Consider the following 20,802-nt stretch of genomic DNA (forward strand, 5'->3'; position numbering starts at 1 on the left):
TGGAGAAAATAACTTGATGCACTTATTTGCTAAACACTACAAACTAAAAAGAAAGAAAAAAGCAACTAAAAAAATCAACAATTCTCTCAAACAGTTAAAAATTCTTATAATTTACAATATTTGAAACTCACAACATTCATATTAAATTGAGTTCCAGAAAAATGTCAATATTCTTGTAGTTTTTTTTTTGAATTTTCGTTTTTTTTTATTTTTTTATGGCTAATTGTCATTTTATGTAGTAATCTAGTGATTGGAATATGTATACATTTTTTTATTTTTATAATTTATTAATTTAAATATAATTCTGTCCCTCTATCTTTTGATCTCTTTTATGGAAATTTATTGATATAACACACATACCTTTTCAGACCAATCCCTTATCGTATAAAAATTCCATATGAAAATTTTATCTTTTTCACAATGGTACTAATAAAATCTAGGAGGAATGTGAATGGATGCACAAACAATTACAGCGGGCAAATCTACTGAAAATCCCAATACAGTATCATTATTTAAAAATAAAAACTTTTTATTAGCATGGATTTCTAATATATTTACAGGAATCGCTTCCGCTGTTTATTTATTATCAGAGTCTTGGTACGTTGTAAAACACTTAAATTTAGGGGCTTCCTTAGGTCTTGTGTTAATGATGACAGCTATCCCTCGATTTCTATTGATGCCTTTCGGAGGAGTATTAGCAGATCGTATACAAAAAAAGCATATTATGTTCTTTTCAGATGCTACCCGTAGCCTCTTATTAGTTCTTATGATTATATGTCTTGCATACGAATCACTTTCTTTTACAGCAATGTTAATTTTCGCATTAATATTTGGTATATTAGAAGCCTTTTACTGGCCAGCTGCATCATCAATTATTCCAACAATCGTCCACGAAACACAACTAGCTCAAGCAAATTCAATTATTCAAATTACACAACAAGTCTGTTCTCTTGGTGGACCAATGATTGCAGGAATTTTTTTAACTTTAGGTTCATTTCACATGTTATTTGCAGTAATAGCCATTTTATTATTTTTTGGTGCGTTCCTAGTATTATTTCTTCAAAGATCCAATACAGTTACAGAAAACACCTTAGAAGAAAGCCCTTCTTTTCTCCAAGAATGGAATGAAGGTTTTTCCTTTGTAAAAAATAGTAGCTTTATTACAGCTTTACTTGTAACGGTTACATTGGGAGGATTTTTTTTAACAGGCCCTTTATCTGTAACTATTCCATTACTTGCAACATCCATTCTAAAAGGAAATGCATTAACACTTAGCTTCTTAGAAACTTCTATATCTGTTGGAATGTTTCTTGGAGCACTCGTTGTAGCTGGAATTAAACTCAAGAAAAAAAGAGCATTAATTGCTACAAGTAGCTTAGCTTTCTGTGGAATATTTGTATTATTACTAGGACTCACCAATCAATTAATACTGATTATGCTATTGCTCGGGTTAATTGGGATAGTTGTAACTTTTAGCAATATATTTTTCATTACTTTACTTCAAGAAAAAACACCTGTCGATAAACTCGGACGAGTAATGAGTCTTGTCACAGCTGCGACTACTGGATTGCTTCCAATATCTTATGCAGTAATAACACTCCTTTTAAACAGTGGAACTCCATTTTCTTTACTTTTATTCATATTTGGAGGAATTGTCACTCTATTCTGTTGCTGTCTTATTATCTTTGTAAAAGTCGTACGCACCACTGATTAACAAATAATACTTTTTTGTTGTATGATAAGAAATTCAAAAAAAGAAACAGTGTTACTTCATATAAAAGTAGCACTGTTTCTTTTTTGATTGAAGCAGATGAATATTTTCTCTCACAAGCATCATATAAATCATCAGGCCATACTGAAGATTTAACTTCAACGAGACGGCTTGACGTAAGAGTGGACTATGGAGAAGACTTTCTCTATAGTCCAAACATTTCCCCTTTTATACAAGAGAAATTGTTTTTTCTTGTTCTTTACAAATCAACTTATTATAAACACCTTTCATTCTCTCTATATTCAGCTTCCGAAAAAAACACCCATAAGGGAGTAAATAATAATTGTGGAAAATAAAATCGTCATATGGAAAAGCGAAAAAATAAACAATGACTTTGCCCATTTCTCTGAGTCCATTTTTTTATAACCATAAATACTTAAGGCAAGCCATAAAATACTTAAAAGAAGTGATACTAACATAAGACCAATACTTAGCGAACCCAAAAGAACACTAATTATAATTAAAATGATTAAATACACATTTGTTTGTATATATGTTCTTTTAATCCCTTTTACTACTGGGAGCATTGGAACATTTGCAGCCTTATACTCCTCATGTTTGCGAATCGCTATCGCATAGAAATGAGGCATTTGCCAAATAATCATGATAATAAAAAGACCAATAATAGCTGGATGTGTGATATTTGGATACATAGCGGCCCAACCAATGAGTGGCGGCATTGCGCCCGAAACACTTCCAATTTCTGTATTATAAATCGTTCTTCTTTTACTCCACATTGTATAAGGTACAACGTACAAAAATAAACCTAAAAATCCTAATAATGCCGCTAAATATGTAGTAAGCGCAAGAAATACTAAGCCGGAGATCGTCATCAATATTCCAAGCCATAATACAGCTTTAGGACTGATTTCTCCAGTTACAGTCGGTCTATTTTTTGTTCTCTCCATGATAGAATCAATATCACGATCATACAAGTTATTAAAAGCCCCCGCTGCACCTATTATTAAGATTGAACCGATGAAGGCAAATATAATCTCTGGAATTTTTTCAAACGGGCTAATCTTATATTTATATAAAGCCAATGTCAATCCAGCAAACATTGGGACCAAATTCGATTTAATTATGCCAGTCTTAACAGTTTGGGCTAAAATTTCCGATAACTTTCGTTTCGAATTTGTTAATTCTTTTTTCCTTCGCATAATATCTCTTCCCCCTTCTATTAGATTATCTTACTACAATAAAAAACTTTATTCCTACTTTTTATTTTCACACTATATATCGTTCACAAATTATATACTAATTTGAACTTATATACTACTCGGTATATTAATACCATATGATATACTTGTCAAGAGAAGGGGGAATACGATGAGCCGCCGAAGATTAACACAGGAACAGCGAAAACAAGAAACACGACAATTACTTTTAGAGTCCGCTTTTGAAACCTTCGCTAAACTAGGATTCCATGGAGCTTCTGTTGATAAAATTGCAGAACATGCTGGATTTAGTAAAGGTGCTGTTTATGCTCATTTTCATACAAAAGAAGATCTTTTTCTAGCTATTGTAGAACAACAAATGACTTCATATGTACAAGACATCCGTCAAGTAATAGAACAGCAGCAATCATTAGCAAGTTTTATCGAAACGATGGATGAGTATTCTCATTTAGTTAGACAGAAAACAAAAGCATGGAGCATGCTTAGCATGGAATTCCTTCTATATGCAATGCGCGAAGAATCCGTGTGTCATAAATGGTCAAATATGATAACAGAAGCAGTAGAGCAAATTTCCAAAGCTATCGACAGTTTGCTACTAAAGGAAGACTACAAATCTACTTTATCTGCAAAAGAAATAACATGGAGCATGCTTTCATTAGAAAATGGCATGTCCATATTTTATAATATGAATCAGCAACATATCCCTCTCGATTTATATAAAAAGACACTACAAAACATGCTTCTTTCCTCCAGTCAAGAAAATTAAGAAATCCTCAAATACACAAATCAAAAAAGAGAGTTATACAATAAAAAACAGGTACTAAATCGATATTTTACATCCATTTAGCACCTGCTTTTTTGTTAATAATTTTATGCCTAAATATCATTTCTTTAAAACTCTTTTTATTTATCACGCTTTAACTCAATCATTCCTGTCATAAGCTGTACTGTTAACTTCGTATCCTTTTCTTTCTCTGTTCCTATAAGCTCTTTTACTTGCTGATTATTCTCTCTTAAATCCGGTAGAAAGAGAAAATCATTGCTTATTCGCCCCGTATACATTGACTACATTTTATATACATAAAAATTTCGAGAAAAAATTAAGTTAACCAACAATTCTTAATATAAGGACGATCTTAAAATAATACATTTTTATCTAATATTTCTTGCGCTATACTAACAAAGTTAATAGGTTGAAGATAAGCAGGAAAGCTATTATGCATCGCACATACTGATAGCTTATACTGATCATCAATATCATATTGTCTAATAAAATACGGGGTTTTTTTATTATTTTTTATTATTTCAATATGGTTCGAGTCGTGTCTTTTAACTAAAAAAGAATTCAGAGGAATTGTTAATCCTTTCCCTATTGCTTTTACATAACTTTCTTTTATAGTCCAAAGATCATAAAAATAATCTAGTTGCTTTAGCGAAGCTATAGAAAGCAACTCATCATATTCCGCTACTGTACAAAAGCTTTTTGCTATATCAAATTCAATTGGTTTTATCATTTCAACATCTACACCAATCGAAAATTTATCAACAGCACAAACAATCCAATCACCTGAATGAGAAATATTAAATTCAAAATTAGAAAAACCATGTAAACAAGGCTTTCCATAAACATTAGTTTGAAATTCAATTTCTTTATTTAAAATGTTATATTTTCGCATAACCAAACTTCTAACAAGAAGATCGGCAATAAGTCCTCTATAAGCATCTTCTTTCCTATGGAAACTTTCAATCTTCTCTCGCTTTTCATTAGAAACACACTCTAATAATTGTTGAAATAATCTATTTTCTATTTTTATAGGGATTCTTACAATATATATTTCCATCATCTAACTTCGACTACCTTTTACTTTTTAGTGGATTTGAGTCAATATTTTGATCACAAAAAAGTTACATCTAAGCTACTTTTTAGCAGATCTTCTATTGCTCGAGGACTTTTAAAACCAATGCTACTATGGATTCGTTTGCAGTTATAAAATCCCTCGATATAAGTATCATACGGACACTTTCTCCTTAAAATCCATTGTAAAACCTTAAGTAAATTGTGTCCATATGACTATACTAACTCTACCATATTTCCCTCTTAAAACAAATGAATGTTTTCCTTCTTACATGCCTCACGCATTTCATCAGGCCATACAGAAGATTGAACTTCACCGATATGCGCTTTACGTAAGAAGTACATGCACATTCTTGATTGTCCAATACCACCGCCAATTGTAAGCGGAAGTACATCTTTTAAAATACCTTTATGGAAATCGTAATCACGTTTGAAATCCTCACCTGTTTTTGTTAATTGTTCGTCAAGTGATTTACTGTCAACACGGATACCCATTGACGATAATTCAAATGAGGATTGCAGTACCGGATGCCAGAATAAGATATCTCCGTTTAATTTCCAATCATCGTAGTCAGCTGCGCGTCCATCATGTTTTTCACCAGAGCGAAGCGCATCACCAATTCCAATAATAAAGACTGCACCGTGCTCTTTTGCAATCGCATGCTCGCGATCTTTCGGTGTTAACTCTGGATATTTATCTTCTAATTCTTGTGATGTAACAAATACGATATCTTCTGGTAAGTACTTTCCAAGGAACGGATATTTTTCAAATAAATGATCTTCTAACTCTTTGAATATTCCATAAATTATTCGTACTGTTTCTTGTAAGTAATCTACGGTACGCCATTCTTTTTGAACAATTTTTTCCCAATCCCATTGGTCAACGTAAATCGAATGCGTTGCATCAAGTTCCTCATCGCGGCGAATCGCGTTCATGTTTGTATATAAACCTTCACCAGCTTCGTAGCCATATTCGTGCAAGGCAAATCGTTTCCATTTCGCTAGTGAATGAACAATTTCTAACTCTTCTCCTGAATGAAGCATATCAAATTCAATTGGACGTTCTACACCGTTTAAGTGATCGTTTAAACCTGATTTTTTCGTTACGAATAATGGTGCAGATACGCGGAATAGTCCAAGACGTTTTGCTAATTGATCCTCAAAAAATGTTTTAACTTCCTTAATTGCGATTTGTGTCTCTTTTACTGTCATCAATGATTGATACATGCCTATTTCCTCCTAAAATGTTTGGATGTAGTGGAAAGAAACCAACAAAAAAAGCCCTTCTTTCCCAAAAAAACTGGGACGAAAGACTTTGGTTCCGCGGTACCACCCAAATTAGCAACAGAGGTTGCTCACTTATTCAGTACGGAGACTAGAAAAATCTCGATACTGTTCTTCTTGTAACGGCGAAGTTTCCGGCTAAGTCTACTTTCCTCTAAAGGATTTCGGTTAGCGACTCCAGGAGGTTCTTCATAACAGGCTTCGTATCAGGCTCACACCACCCCTGACTCGCTTTGACTACGTCCTACTACTACTCGTCCTTTCACAGTCGTTTTATTGTCACATCTCTGAAACATTTTATTAATGATTATTCTATACAAAAAAACGAGAAAGTCAACAAAAAGTTTGAAAATATTTTTTAATTCTTTATTTTACGGCTTTATTGATTGTTTGTAATTTATTAAAAATCCTTATCCGCTCTACCGCCCCTTTTGTTGCTTTAATTCAAAAAATGATTTACTCACTGTAACCATTATGTATATGACAAGTAGTATAATCGTCCGAAAAACAGAATCCATTGTATTTCTCATAAATTTCATCATATGTAATAACATTCTACAATTCGAATAAATCTATACAAATTTCGATAATGATTTCATAATGCATCAAATTACTTCCCATTTTATGATATAATAGAACATTCAGTTGTTTGTTCTGATCAACAACTATTAGGAACAAACATAGTCATGGATCGAGATTATATTTCAAAGACATTGACTACTATCAAAGTAGATTTTCTATAATAACGGAGTGATTATATGAGCAAAACGAAAGCTAAAGCTAAGAAAGGAACAGGCCAAGGGACAGGAAGTAAAGGATGGAACCGCTGGCAATCTAGCGCTAAGAAAAAGAAAAATGCTAAACCTTATAAAAGTAAAGGTACAAAAAAATAACTAACAAAAAAGAATGTAGTTATTACGTTCATAATGAAAAAAGCTATGCTTTCACATCTATGAAAGCATAGCTTTTTATTTCTTTAAACCCTCTATGTTAAATCATAAGAATGTCCCTGATTTCTTCTTCCGTAATGGAAGCCAACTTTTCCTGTCCAGACTCAATAATCTCAGCAATTAGATTCTTTTTGCTCTCCTGCAGCTCATGCATTTTTTCTTCAATTGTACCATGTGCTACTAATTTGATTACTTGTACAGTATTCTTTTGTCCCATTCGATAAGCACGATCTGCAGCTTGCTGTTCGACCGCAGGATTCCACCATAAATCGTATAGTATAACGGTATCAGCACCAGTTAAATTAAGCCCCGTACCACCAGCCTTTAAAGAGATGAGGAATAAATCGCCTTCCCCCTCGTTAAACCGATTGCATAATTCTACACGCTCAGCTGATGGCGTATTCCCATCTAAATAGAAATACGGTATAGCTTGACGATTCAATTCAAGTCCAATAATGGAAAGCATCTTCGTAAATTGCGAAAAAATAAGAATTCGCTTCCCTGTACTTCTGCATTCCTCCAAGATTTCGAGTAGCTGTTCAAATTTAGCCGAACTTCCTCTGTAATCATCAACAAATAAACCGGGGTGACAACAAATTTGCCGAAGCCTCGTCAAACCAGCCAAAATCCTAATTTTATTTTTACGCAATGTATCTTTATTTAAATGTTTTAACGTTTCTTCTCTCAACTTTGCTAAATAAGCCGCATAAAGCTTTTTTTGATCAGGTAATAGTTCGGATGATTGTAAGTGCTCTATTTTCTCTGGTAATTCCTTTAATACATCTTCTTTTAAGCGTCTTAGTATAAAAGGTTTTACCCGCTTCGCAATGTTTTCACGCTTTAAATCTCCAAATTCTTTTCTTCCTGGTAACAATTCTGGAAAGACTACATGAAAAATGGACCAAAGTTCTTCTAATGAATTTTCTACAGGAGTTCCAGTCAATCCAAAACGATACTCTACCTGAATTGTTTTCACTGCTTTTGCAGTTTGTGTCATATGATTTTTAAATGCCTGTGCCTCATCAAGAAATAGTGTATGAAATGGCTGGGCATATAACTTTACATCTCTTCGTAATAAAGGATACGACGTAATAATGACATCAAACTTTGTAACATCTTTTAAAATATTGCGGCGCTCTGTTTGATTCCCATCCACAATAACAGCTCGTATATTAGGCGCAAATTTCTTTAGTTCACTCAGCCAGTTATAAACTAAAGAAGAAGGAGATACAACTAATACAGGTAGTTTCTTCTCTCGAATTTCAGGCAAAACGGAAGCGATAAAAGTAATGCTTTGCAGCGTTTTGCCGAGTCCCATATCATCTGCTAAAATACCACCAAAACGATAATGTGCAAGTGTTTTCATCCATTCGAATCCATCTTTTTGATACTCTCTAAGTACCGTTTTTAAACTATCCGGTACAGTAAATTTTAGATTTCTAGGATTTTGAATGTTTTCTACCAACTCTTGAACGGATTGATCTACACTCAGAACATTTCCTTCCTGAAGTGAACTCATCCATTTCACACTGCGAATTAGTGGTACATTCACTTCCTCCCCTTGTAATATTTCTTTTCGGATACCCGATTCCTTTATAAACTGGTTGATTTCATTAAATTCCTTACTCTCTAGTGATAGCAAGGATCCGTTCGTTAATCGATAATATTTCCGTTTCTCTTCGAGTGCTACCAATACATTTTTAATATCAGCTTCAGGAATGCCTTTTATATCAAAACGGAATGATAACCAATCAATTCGCTCTTTCCTCCTTACCCTTATAATAGGTGCACTGTTTCCTCTATGGATACGCAACTTAATAGCAGTAGTCGCATAAATCTCAAGTAAACTCTTTAATTTTGGAACAACATGATATAAGAAATTATATTCAGCTTCCTCATTATGCATAAAATAGCCGCCCTCCGTCTTGGCAAAGGCACTTTCATTCATCATTTCTAAAATTTCTTGTTCTTTTTTCTCGTCGCGATTGAAGACAGAGGGTTGTCCATCCTCTTCTAACGGATTAATAACAACATTTCCATATTGGAATTCTAGTCCTGCCAGTAATCGATTCTTGACTCGATCTAAAAACAATTTGGCTTTAAGAGGTGTTTTCTCAACACGCTCCGATAGAACCTCATCAATCCGAACATTTCCAAGCTTCATTAAACCTGGTACGACCTTCGCTACAAAGTGCTCCATTTTCTCAGCAGGAATATGAAATTGATTACTTTGCGAACGATTCATCATTCTCTTTAATTCAATAAGTCTATGGCAATCCTCCGCAGCTAGACGATATAACTTTCCTCCCAAAAGAGCATAACCGTATGTATCCATTACCTGAACTTGTTGTAACCCATCAATCTGAAGTGTATATCCTCCATTTGTACCTTTATTGAACTCAAACTCTAAAGGCAGTAACCCTTTCGAGACATGTACACCATGAATTGATTGTCCATCATGTTGTAGTCTTACAAATGAAGTATTAGAAAGCAGAGAAAGCAGCTCCTTCCAAGAAGCTGGCGGAATTAAGATCATACTTTCATTTTGTTCAGAGCTCATTTGCAATGATTCTACATACATTTTTTCATTCCGATAAATTTGAATCAATTGTTGAATAACAGCGTCTGTTTCCTGTTGAAAACTGTAGACCTCTGGCGTATAGGTAAAATCATTTGAACAGATAAAAGACTCTCTCTGTTCCACTCTATTAAGAAATTCTCTAAGTTTATATACAAGGTATAACTTCTCAAGCTTCACCTGAATACCAAACAACGTTCCCCCATTTTTTGAAGCAACTGGAGTACAAATGAATTCCACATCAAGTATTTTTCGTGTATCAAATCTATGCTGCTTACTTTTAGGACGCAGTGGCTTTTCATCAAATAAATCCAACATGCCACTTGTTAGTTGCGCATCTCTAGAGTTCATGGAATCCTTTTTTGAATTAGCTTCTAATGACCCAGCACTTTGTTGAAGATTATTTATATATAGTAATGCAGCTGCAATATGTTGACAGTATGTATGAAAAGAAGCTAGTGAAGGACAGGTGCATTCTCCAACAACATCACCATTATCAGCAGTTTCTATCTTGACATAGAAATCTTCGTTTCCTTTCACTATTGCCTCGCAAATATTTCTCTGAGCATTATAATTTGTAATATCAACCTTGTTCGTCTTATAATAGGCCTCACCTTTTTTATATGAGGTTTCTCCACATAACTGTTTAATTATTGTTTTATTTAATGTAAAGCTCATTATTTTGGCCCTTCCCTAAATATAAAAATTTATCTTTCTTAACGTTATATAAAAAAAACATTAGAATACAAGCATTTCTAATGTTTTTTATCTACTCTTATACAACATTTTACATGCATACACAGTAATATCAAACAGCAATTACTTAAAACAGTCAGTTTAAACTTCAATTATTATAGGAAGAATCATTGGTTTTCTTTTTGTATGTGAGTATACAAACTTTCCAAGTACTTCTTTTATTTCTTTTTTAAGAACATTCCACCTACTTACGTTTTCTTTTTGTAAGTTATTAATGGTTGTTACAACTAATTGGTTAATGCTCTGCAAAAACTCTTCCGAATCACGAACATATACAAACCCACGAGAAATCGTATCCGGACCAGAAATAATTTTCCCTTCTGTTTTACTAAGAGTGATAACTATAACAAGCATACCATCTTCAGAAAGCTGTTTACGATCGCGTAAAATGGCGTTTCCAACATCACCAATGCCCAATCCATCTACATATACATTCCCTGCAGGTATTCGTCTAGCTTTCCAAGCGACTTGCTTCTTTATGTCAACAACATCACCATTACGAATAACAAAAATATTCTCTTTCTTAACGCCAACGGACTCTGCTAATAGGCTATGATGATGTAACATTCTAAATTCACCATGAATAGGAATGAAATATTTAGGCTTCATTAAAGTAAGCATTAATTTTAATTCTTCTTGATAGGCATGTCCAGAAACATGCATTCCCGTTGAACTGCCCGACCCATAAATCACATTGGCTCCCAATAAAAATAAATTATCTATAATACGTGAAACATTACGTTCATTTCCTGGGATAGGAGTTGCAGATAAAATGACAGTATCTTCGGGCAGAATATCTACCTGTCGATAGTTTCCACTGGCTAAACGGGATAAAGCAGCCATAGGTTCACCTTGACTTCCAGTACAAAGAATAGCTACCCTTTCTGGATCCATTTGATTGATCTCATTTGCATCTATTAACATTCCCTCAGGAATATTCAAATAACCTTGTTCTAGAGCAACAGACACTACATTTACCATACTTCTCCCAAGCAAAGCAAGCTTTCTATTCGTCTTTATAGCTGCATCTACCACTTGCTGTACACGATTAACATTAGAAGCAAAAGTAGAAATAATGACTTTTCTACGAGCTTTGATGAACACTTCTTCAATGCGCTCACCGACAGATCGTTCTGATGGAGTAAATCCAGAACGTTCTGCATTCGTACTTTCAGAGAGTAAAGCTAAAACGCCATCACTTCCGATTTTAGCCATTTTATGAATATCTGGATATTGATTATTTACAGGAGTCAAATCAAATTTGAAGTCGCCTGTATGAACTACAGTACCTTCTGGTGTATGAAAAGCAATACCAAGGCAGTCAGGAATACTATGATTCGTTTTAAAAAATGTCAAACTAATTGAACCAAACTCAATAACCGATTCAGAATCAATAACAAATAGTTGGGCCGAATTTTGAAGCCCATGTTCTTTTAATTTAATACCAATTAAACCGATTGTTAATTTTGTTGCATAGATTGGTACATTCAATTGTTTTAATAGATACGGGATACCTCCAATATGATCTTCGTGTCCATGTGTAACAACTAAACCTCGAATTTTATCCTTGTTTTCTTGCAAGTATGTAATATCCGGGATAATCAGATCAATTCCTAATAAACTTTCATCTGGAAACTTAGAACCGCAATCAATTACCACAATATCGTTTGAATATTGTATTGCATACATATTTTTTCCTATTTCATTTACTCCGCCTAAAGCAAAAATGGATAGTGTATTTTCTACTGTGCTCAAAATTAATCCCCCTTTGAGAAACGTTCAAATATATTCGAAGAAATATGGAATTCTTTTTTTATGATTAACCTATCTAACCAAAGATTATTCTGATTTATAGCCCAATACATATTTTTTCATGGGAGTATTACATCGATTTTATGTTTATAATTTCCTGTATTTTTTTAAAGTATCAACACAACCTAATATAGAGTATGTTGATAAATATTTTATCCTTACTTACAAAGTAAAAAATGGAGGGACACTAATGAAACATGTTGTGGCCTTATTAATTAAATATACTGCAGTTAGTGCTGTACTACTTATGATATTAGGTATTTTTCAAGATATCTCAATCCCTAGGATATTGTTTATTTCTTTAGTAATTACAGGGGCAGCCTATTTAATAGGAGACTTATTTATTTTACCTAAGTATGGAAATACGGTTGCTACAATTGTAGATTTTGGGTTGAGTTTTTTAGGAATCTGGGTGTTAATTTATCTTCTTACAAATATAGATTTAACTCGTAATATTACAGCATCTTCCTTTTGGGCAGCTCTTCTCATTGGTATAGTAGAAATATTTTTTCATATTTACATGAAAAGAATGGTTTTACATGAAAATGAAGATTTACGTCCGTCATCTAACATACATCATCGTGATAAGTATGCTATGGAATTTTCAGATGAATATGTGGATCATTCTAAAATACAAAAAGTGCATTCATCTGAAAAAATGGAAAATACAAATGATAAACTAAAATAAAAAAAGGTCTTTTGCCATCCCAAAAAGACCTAATCCAATTATATTTTCAAAAGGATAGCTAATAATTATTTTCTACCTTGGCTATCCTCCTCTTATTCTTTACATAATGTACAACATTTTTATAAATGCCCTCTTTTATCAAGTGATTTATAAATTTAATACAACCTCACAACGCAACCCTCTCTTATATGAGATCCCCAATTCCTTTAATTGCTTCATATCCAAAATACATCCCAAATCCAACTAAAACAATTCCCGCAAAAATAACAATCCATTTCATCATACGGTTATTTACAAACTTTCTTCCAAAATGAATGGAAGTCGCCATAAACAAATCCCAAATCATAATCCCAACAAATATTATAATGCTGTACAATAGCGCTTGCTCTTTACCTACTGTACTAATCGCACTTAAAAAACCATTTTTTATTCCTTTATTAATTTGAGCAACATTGATTGGTCCGACAGGTGCTGATAGAGAAATTCCAAGCAACAAGTAACTAAAAATAGTGCTTATCATTTTTCATTTCACATCCTTATATATGTACTCCAAAACAAATTTATATTTAATTGTACCCTTTTATCATCGCAAAACAAAGAAAATTCAGAATTTTACTAACGAAAAGAGGATGCTCATTTTGAAGCATCCTCTTTTTTATTCTATCTCCATTAACCGCTTGGCCTCAAAATACAACACTTGAATAAACTTCTTCGTATTAATTCTCGTATGTCCAGGAGTTGCTAGCTCTTCCTTCGTCATTTCTGTCATACGCTTACGAACAATGGTAAAATCAAAAAATTTCGGAGCGTAACTTTCAAATTTAGGGTTCGAAAAGTCTGTTAGTCCAAGGGAAGCTAAATGATTTAATGACTGATAAATCGCTCGGCGCACCCTTTGTTCCGACGCTTTTCTTTCTTTATCAATTTCTACTTCCGACGCACTTTCTCCTAATTTCTTGACTGTGATATGGTGGAAAATATCTTTCAAAACCGGAAATCCGTATTCAAACGTTTTTTCTTTCTCTTGGCCAAATAAATATTCGAGCATACTAAGTAAATCTTTACTTCCATTCTCTCCAGCGATTCCGAGCTCCGATAATAAATAACGACCTGAATCCGCTATTTTTTTCTCTTCTTGCACTGCTTCATTTCGAACTTGTGGTTGTTCCCATTGAAATACGTTATTCAATGATTTTTGAATATCTTGTATCGATCGTTCTAACCGAATGCGTTCCATCACTTTTCGTACAACAGATACGACCTCAATTTTATTCAATGGTTTTGTAATATAATATTCAACACCAAAAGAATAAGCTTCTCCAATTAATTGTTTCGACTCAACTTGAGAAATCATAATCACTTTTCCTGTAAACGCCGGTAGAATATGACGTACTGTTTCAATTCCATCCCGAATTGGCATTAATAAATCAATAAATAAAATGTCTACCTTTTTAAAATTCAACTGATCTGCTTCAACAAAAGCACCATCTTCCGCTTCTCCTACTACTTCTCCAAGATCCTCATCTTCAATAATTTGAGATAGCATAGAGCGGAATACTTCGTCATCATCTACGATGTAATAAAACATCCCATCACCCTTCCCTGGTTAAACTAGACACAGGTAAACGCACGACAAACTTACATCCTCTTTCATTTTCTCCGTCCTGAAGGTTCACTTCTCCTCCTAGTTCTGTAACCATCTCTTTTATGTAGGACAGACCTATTCCTGTTGATGGTGTCCCTGTTTGATCATACTTTGAAGTAAATCCCGGCTTAAATACTAACTCTTTATATTTTTGTGCAATACCAGGACCATTATCTATTACTTCAAATATTACATTTTCTTCTTGTTTATGAGCATTTATTATAATTGCACCAACACCATCTATTGCCTCTACAGCATTTGCCACTAAGTTATTTAAGATCGACAATATAGTGTACACATGATACTCATTGTGCTCACCTTCTATGTTTTTAGAAAATAATATCTCTTTCCCTAGTAGCTGAGCATACTTCTCATTTATCCTGACAATCATTTCCGCCAACTCATGACCTTCTATGTATTCAGAAAGATTTTTATCTAATAGAAGTTTTGATAATCCTGCAAAAATCCTTTGATTATCTTTTTTGATTTCGTGTACTTCTCCAGCAATTTTCAGTACTTTTTTACTATGTATTTCTATGCTACTTGCATCATTAGTAGCTTGTAAATTCCGATATAATTGATATGCTTCTTGTGTAATTAATTCTGCATTTTGAAGTGTCTTTTTTAAATGAACCGATTCCACATACAAATTCGAAAGATGCATCAGCATTTTTTCATTTTCTTTCCGGACTTGTGCTTCTTTTAATTTTGTTTCGTATAAACTCATCATATTTAAGAATCCAAGGGCAAAGAAACTTCGAAAAACAGCGATAATAATCAGTTTATTTACTTCTGAAACCGTGATCATTGTACCAAGTATCAAAAAGTGATTAAAAGCAAGTTCTGCCATACTTGATATAATTTCAATTGAAATACCAAAACATCCTATGATAAACGGTTTTTGGTGAAATCTATTTACTCTACATAACGAAAACAGACTTCCATAAATAAAATAATAAAAGAAGACTGGATAACGCAAATAAAAAGACTCTGCAAAACCAAAGGTTCCTTGCAACATCCAATCAAGGCTAATGCGAAATATGGCGACGGATAACCCAACGAGTAAACCTGCTACAGCACCTGGTATTTCCCTTAAAAATAATAACAAAAAGAAAAAAATTGGTGTTCCAAAACTCACACGAAATGTATCATTAAACGGATGAAAATTCAGCTCTCCAGCTATTGGAACAATTAATACTAAAATGATTAAAAGGGACATATCTTTCTTCCACAATTGATTCCAATTCAAAGATGCCACTTCCTATTTATGAAATATATTTTTCAAAAATTGAACAAGGAAAGCCCGCTTATCATATAAACGGGCTTTATTTCTATAGTGTTACCTGTTTAGCTGCTTTTACTTGTCGATATACAGGCTGCCATATTGCTTCTTTCACAGCTTTTCTGATATCGTTATCACTGAGTTCCTCTCGAGCAACACCTTCAATAACTGCTGCTTTTGCTACTTCAATTGCTACTATTTCTGAGATGTTACGCAGTTCTTCTACTTCTGGAAGAATAGGTGCTCCTGGCTGACTTGTATCTACCATGCTTGCTACCGCTTCTGCCGCTGCTGCAAACATACCATCTGTCATTACACTCGCACGAACAACAATTGTTCCAAGACCAAGACCTGGGAAAATAAGCGCATTATTTGATTGTCCGATTACATACGTTACACCATTATATGTAACTGGTTCAAACGGGCTTCCTGTTGCCACTAGTGCTCGTCCTTCTGTCCAATGGATTAAATCTACTGGTTTTGCTTCTGCAAGCGGTGTTGGATTAGACATTGGTAAAATAATTGGTCTTTCTACATGAGAAGCCATTTCCTTTACAATTTCCTCTGTAAAAGCACCAGCTACTGTTGATGTACCAATTAAAATAGTTGGCCTTACATGTTTCACAACTTCTGCAAGTCCAATCATACCACCTTGTTTCCATTCATTCACTTCAGATTCCTTACGGACGTATGGGACTTGGAAATCAAGAAGTTCTTTCATGTTGTCTGTAAGTAAACCATTGCGGTCAATACACCAAAAACGCTCGTTTGCTTCTTTCTCTGATAAACCTGTACGAACCATCGCATCTCGCACTTGATCTGCAATTCCAATTCCAGCTGTACCAGAGCCAAATACCACAACGCGATGTTCACATAAAGGAACACTAGAAGCTTTCACTGCTGATAATACAGCGGCTAGTGAAACAGCACCTGTTCCTTGAATATCATCGTTAAATGTACATATATGATCACGATATTTATCTAAAATTTTGCGTGCATTACGTGAACTAAAGTCTTCCCAATGTAGTAACGCTTTTGGAAACTTGTTACTTACAGCTTTTACAAAGGTATCGATAAATGCATCGTAAGCCTCACCTGTTATACGTGGATGACGGTTCCCGATATAAAACGGATTATTTAGTAGATCCTCTCGATTTGTTCCTACATCTAAAATAACAGGTAATACACGACTAGGATCGATTCCAATCGCCGCCGTATAAACAGCTAGCTTTCCGATAGCGATATTAATACCACCAACGCCCCAGTCACCAATCCCCAATATCCCTTCACCATCTGTTACAACGACTAAGTCGATATTTTCAGCTGTTGCACCAATATTAGAAAATGCTTCCTCAATACCAGAAGGATCATTAATGGATAAATAAATTCCACGCGGTTTACGATACTCATGACTATATCTTTGAATCGCAACACCAACAGTTGGCGTATATACAATTGGAAGCATTTCTCGCAAATGATCTGTCAGTAGACGATAAAATAATACTTCATTTCGATCATGGAGTGCTGTTAAGTATACATTCTTTAATAAGTCATCTGGCTGTGAACTAAATTGTTCATATGCGCGGCGTGCTTGCTCATCTAATGTTAATACCGCAGGCGGTAATAACCCTGTTAATCCTAATTCTTCTCTTTCTTCTTTCGTGAAAGCGACACCTTTATTTAAAAGCGGTGTTGCTAATACTTCTACTCCTCTTAATGTTGTTTCTAATGTCCCATCAGAGGAAACTGTAAATTTACTCATACCATCCCTACCTTTATTAATATATGCCATTTCTATATTGTAAACAAAAAAGAGGGGAATGTCCCCTCTTCTTTTAATTTTTCTTTAGAAGAGTTGCTCCTGCAATCCCCGGATGTGTCATTTCATATGGATCTAAAATTAAGTCTAATTCTTCTTGTGATAATACACCATTTTTCACACAAAGGTCTCTGACAGACTGTCCAGTTGCAATCGCTTCTTTCGCAACGCGAGCCGCTGCTTCATACCCAATATGTGGGTTAACAGCCGTAATAATCCCTACACTTTTCTCAACGTATTCTTTCAAGTGTCCTTCATTCGCTTCAATTCCTTTTAAACAATTATCTGTAAAGGCACGGAAACCGTTATTCATAATGCTAATCGATTGAAGTAAGTTGAAAACAAGTACCGGCTCCATAACGTTTAGTTCTAATTGACCAGCTTCTGAAGCAAGACAAATCGTATGATCATTCCCGATTACTTGGAACGCAATTTGGTTAATCACTTCTGGCATAACAGGGTTTACTTTCCCAGGCATAATAGATGAACCAGGTTGACGTGCTGGAAGCATAATTTCCGCTAATCCAACACGTGGACCAGATGCCATTAAGCGAAGATCATTTGCAATTTTAGACATATTCATCATACATACTTTCAGCGCTGCTGATACTTCCGTATATGCATCTGTATTTTGCGTTGCATCCACTAAGTCTTCCGCTCCAACAAGAGGTAGCTCACTAATAGAAGCTAAATGTTTCACTACAGCTTCAATATACTCTGGATCAGCATTTAGTCCTGTACCAACCGCTGTCGCCCCCATGTTCACTTCATATAAATGTTGACGAGATTGCTGAATTCGTTTCATATCACGTTCAAGGACACGAGCGTACGCTTTAAATTCTTGTCCAAGACGAATTGGCACAGCGTCTTGTAAATGTGTACGTCCCATTTTAATCACATGGTCAAATTGATCTGCTTTTAATTCAAATACATCGTGCATATAGCCCATCGTTTGTAATAATACTTCTAACGCATTTAACGTAGCAATGTGAATGGCTGTTGGGAATGCATCGTTTGTTGATTGTGCCATATTCACGTGGCTATTTGGACTAATATAATGATAGTCTCCCTTTTCCATCCCTAATAATTCAAGAGCACGGTTGGCAATGACTTCATTTGTATTCATATTCATAGAAGTCCCTGCTCCGCCCTGAATCGGATCAACGATAAAATGATCATGCCATTTCCCATCAAGAATTTCTTGCGCTGCTTCTGCAATCGCACCGCCTTTTTTCAATTCCAATCTACCTACATCAGTGTTCGCAAGTGCCGCTGCTTTTTTTACAATTGCCAAAGCTTTAATTAATCCTTCATGGATCTTATACCCTGTAATTGGAAAGTTCTCTACAGCACGCATTGTTTGCACTCCGTAATAAGCATGCATTGGCACTTCTTTTTCACCTAAAAAATCTTTTTCAATTCGTACATTTTTTATAGTTTCAGTTAATGTTGCCACCATTACCACTCCTTATCTATTTCTTATGCTGCTTCTGTTTGTTTGACTGTTTCCACATATTGCTTCGCTTTCTCATGATCAAATTCGCCTTCCCACTTCGACATAACAATGGCTGCTAATGCGTTCCCTAATACATTGACAGATGAGCGAATCATATCTAAAATGCGGTCAATACCAGCAATTAACGCTATACCTTCTAAAGGCAATCCCATTGAACCTAATGTCGCAAGTACAACAACAAATGAAGCACCAGGAACCCCTGCCATACCTTTTGACGTTAACATTAAAACGAATAATAATGTTACTTGCTCCGTTAAAGACATGTGTACACCATACATTTGTGCGACAAATAATGCTGCTAACGCCTGATAAATAGCTGATCCGGTTAAGTTAAATGTGTAACCCGTTGGAATAACGAAAGATGCAACTGCCTTCGGACAACCGAACTCTTCCATTTTTCTCATTATATTCGGTAAAACAGCTTCTGAACTCGCTGTCGTGAATGAAAGTATAAGCTCTTCCTTTAAAATTTTCATTAATGTGAAGATGTTTACTCCTACCATCCTTGCATTAATACCTAATACAACAATAACGAATAGTATAACAGTTATATACACAGCTAGCACTAATTTTCCTAAAGGAAGTAGTGTTGCCACACCAAATTTTGCAACCGTGACAGCGATCAGTGCAAATACGCCCAACGGAGCAAATTTCATAACTTGGTTTGTGACCCAAAACATCGCTTCGAGTACACCTTCAAAGAAATTAAAAACTGGCTTTCCTTTCTCACCAATTGCTGCAACTCCTAAACCAAATAGTACCGAAAAGAAAATAATCGGTAATAAATCACCTTGTGTCAGTGATTCAAATACGTTTGTCGGTACAATATGAACAATTGTTTCTGCAAAGCCTTTTTTCTCTGTTGCATCAGCTGTTTCTTTGTATGATGAAATGTCACTTTGTTGTAAGTTACTCATATCAATGCCTGTTCCTGGTTGGAACACGTTCGCTGCGATTAATCCCATCAAAATTGCAATTGTCGTGATAATTTCAAAATAGAGAATTGTTTTTCCGCCTAGCTTCCCAAGCTTTTTCATATCCCCTACACCAGCTACCGCAACAATCAATGCTGAAATAACAATCGGTACCACAATCATCTTAATTAAATGAATAAATATATCTCCAATTGGTGTGATATAAGAAATCGCTGCTTTATTACCATAAAAGATTGCCCCTACTACAATCCCTAAAACAAGCGCTACAAAAATTTGTGTTGCCAATCCGAATTTTTTCATATATTTTCATCCCCTTCATGCGAACGCTTTCAATTTATATTTATAAAAGCTTACTCACATGATATAGGCAAACCTACAAAATCATACAAAAACCTACAGGTTCGTCACAAAAGATTCGAATTTTTTTCTCTAAATATTCATTGACACCCATTGACGATAAAAAAATAAAAATAACATTGGTAAATTATCTGATTTCTCTGTATAATCTAAAAGGTAAGTTTATTTGAACATAAATAAGATGAAAAGGAGTGGATGTTATGAAGAACCACACGAAAGATTTCATTATAACTCTTCCTTTTCTATTTCATTTTCTCTTAAAGGAGCAAAGGCGAGTGCCTTTGCTCCTTTTTTATTGCAACTTGATACGCTACTAACATACAGAATTTTTTTACATGAGCAATACAATTAGATTAGGAATAAACTGCCTATAAGA

16 protein-coding genes and 1 other annotated feature are annotated in these 20,802 nt (G+C 34.5%); of the genes, 4 read left to right on the forward strand and 12 right to left on the reverse strand.

Annotated elements, in window-relative coordinates; genetic code table 11:
- Positions 1-451: 451 nt before the first annotated feature.
- Entirely contained in the window at positions 452-1,714 is a 1,263-nt protein-coding gene (locus AAIE21_RS06300; RefSeq protein ID WP_343265978.1) for an MFS transporter, read from the forward strand.
- A 299-nt stretch (positions 1,715-2,013) separates the two neighbouring features.
- Here AAIE21_RS06300 and cyoE read toward each other — a convergent pair whose 3' ends face one another.
- Positions 2,014-2,931 carry a heme o synthase gene (gene cyoE / locus AAIE21_RS06305; RefSeq protein WP_343265979.1) on the reverse strand — a complete coding sequence of 306 codons (918 nt, stop codon included), beginning with the start codon at positions 2,929-2,931 and terminating at the stop codon, positions 2,014-2,016.
- A gap of 169 nt (positions 2,932-3,100) precedes the next feature.
- On the opposite strand from cyoE, the gene AAIE21_RS06310 reads away from it, so the two are divergent.
- Entirely contained in the window at positions 3,101-3,715 is a 615-nt protein-coding gene (locus tag AAIE21_RS06310; protein WP_343265980.1) for a TetR/AcrR family transcriptional regulator, read from the forward strand.
- A 137-nt stretch (positions 3,716-3,852) separates the two neighbouring features.
- Here the strand turns inward: AAIE21_RS06310 and AAIE21_RS06315 are convergent, their stop codons facing one another.
- The 3 genes from AAIE21_RS06315 to asnA all read right to left on the reverse strand — a co-directional run bounded on the left by AAIE21_RS06315 (position 3,853) and on the right by asnA (position 6,031).
- Positions 3,853-4,011: a hypothetical protein gene (locus AAIE21_RS06315; protein WP_343265981.1), complete on the reverse strand. Its 159-nt coding sequence runs from the start codon at positions 4,009-4,011 to the stop codon at positions 3,853-3,855.
- 74 nt (positions 4,012-4,085) lie between these two features.
- Positions 4,086-4,793, reverse strand: a complete 708-nt coding sequence (locus AAIE21_RS06320; protein WP_343265982.1) for a 4'-phosphopantetheinyl transferase family protein — start codon at positions 4,791-4,793, stop codon at positions 4,086-4,088.
- 254 nt (positions 4,794-5,047) lie between these two features.
- Positions 5,048-6,031, reverse strand: coding sequence for an aspartate--ammonia ligase (gene asnA / locus AAIE21_RS06325; protein ID WP_343265983.1), 984 nt, complete (start codon positions 6,029-6,031; stop codon positions 5,048-5,050).
- Positions 6,032-6,102: 71 nt separating this feature from the next.
- Positions 6,103-6,363 (reverse strand) — a binding site (T-box leader).
- Between the two features lie 483 nt (positions 6,364-6,846).
- On the opposite strand from asnA, the gene AAIE21_RS06330 reads away from it, so the two are divergent.
- Complete coding sequence (locus AAIE21_RS06330) at positions 6,847-6,981, forward strand: DUF3934 family protein (RefSeq protein ID WP_017152329.1); 135 nt, start codon at positions 6,847-6,849, stop codon at positions 6,979-6,981.
- A gap of 97 nt (positions 6,982-7,078) precedes the next feature.
- Here the strand turns inward: AAIE21_RS06330 and AAIE21_RS06335 are convergent, their stop codons facing one another.
- Positions 7,079-10,294, reverse strand: coding sequence for an SNF2 helicase associated domain-containing protein (locus AAIE21_RS06335; RefSeq protein WP_343265984.1), 3,216 nt, complete (start codon positions 10,292-10,294; stop codon positions 7,079-7,081).
- 159 nt (positions 10,295-10,453) lie between these two features.
- The gene (locus AAIE21_RS06340) at positions 10,454-12,127 is read right to left on the reverse strand and encodes a ribonuclease J (protein WP_343265985.1); all 1,674 of its coding nucleotides are present in this window, start codon (positions 12,125-12,127) and stop codon (positions 10,454-10,456) included.
- Positions 12,128-12,374: 247 nt separating this feature from the next.
- On the opposite strand from AAIE21_RS06340, the gene AAIE21_RS06345 reads away from it, so the two are divergent.
- The gene (locus tag AAIE21_RS06345; protein ID WP_343265986.1) at positions 12,375-12,872 is read left to right on the forward strand and encodes a YndM family protein; all 498 of its coding nucleotides are present in this window, start codon (positions 12,375-12,377) and stop codon (positions 12,870-12,872) included.
- A 184-nt stretch (positions 12,873-13,056) separates the two neighbouring features.
- On the opposite strand, the gene AAIE21_RS06350 is transcribed toward AAIE21_RS06345, so the two are convergent.
- The 6 genes from AAIE21_RS06350 to AAIE21_RS06375 form a co-directional block, all read right to left on the reverse strand.
- A complete protein-coding gene (locus tag AAIE21_RS06350) occupies positions 13,057-13,392 on the reverse strand; it encodes a LysE family transporter (RefSeq protein ID WP_343265987.1) in 336 nt (111 codons plus the stop codon).
- Positions 13,393-13,527: 135 nt separating this feature from the next.
- Positions 13,528-14,460 (reverse strand): response regulator, encoded by a 933-nt coding sequence (locus AAIE21_RS06355; protein WP_343265988.1) that lies wholly within the window; start codon positions 14,458-14,460, stop codon positions 13,528-13,530.
- A gap of 4 nt (positions 14,461-14,464) precedes the next feature.
- Positions 14,465-15,766: an ATP-binding protein gene (locus AAIE21_RS06360; protein WP_343265989.1), complete on the reverse strand. Its 1,302-nt coding sequence runs from the start codon at positions 15,764-15,766 to the stop codon at positions 14,465-14,467.
- An 82-nt stretch (positions 15,767-15,848) separates the two neighbouring features.
- The gene (malS, locus tag AAIE21_RS06365) at positions 15,849-17,582 is read right to left on the reverse strand and encodes an oxaloacetate-decarboxylating malate dehydrogenase (RefSeq protein ID WP_343266466.1); all 1,734 of its coding nucleotides are present in this window, start codon (positions 17,580-17,582) and stop codon (positions 15,849-15,851) included.
- A gap of 52 nt (positions 17,583-17,634) precedes the next feature.
- Positions 17,635-19,074, reverse strand: a complete 1,440-nt coding sequence (gene aspA, locus AAIE21_RS06370) for an aspartate ammonia-lyase (RefSeq protein WP_343265990.1) — start codon at positions 19,072-19,074, stop codon at positions 17,635-17,637.
- A 23-nt stretch (positions 19,075-19,097) separates the two neighbouring features.
- Complete coding sequence (locus AAIE21_RS06375) at positions 19,098-20,369, reverse strand: cation:dicarboxylate symporter family transporter (RefSeq protein ID WP_343265991.1); 1,272 nt, start codon at positions 20,367-20,369, stop codon at positions 19,098-19,100.
- Between the last annotated feature and the right edge of the window lie 433 nt (positions 20,370-20,802).

Source organism: Paenibacillus sp. 102 (genome assembly GCF_039549175.1).
Taxonomy (GTDB): Bacteria; Bacillota; Bacilli; order Bacillales; family Bacillaceae_G; genus Bacillus_A.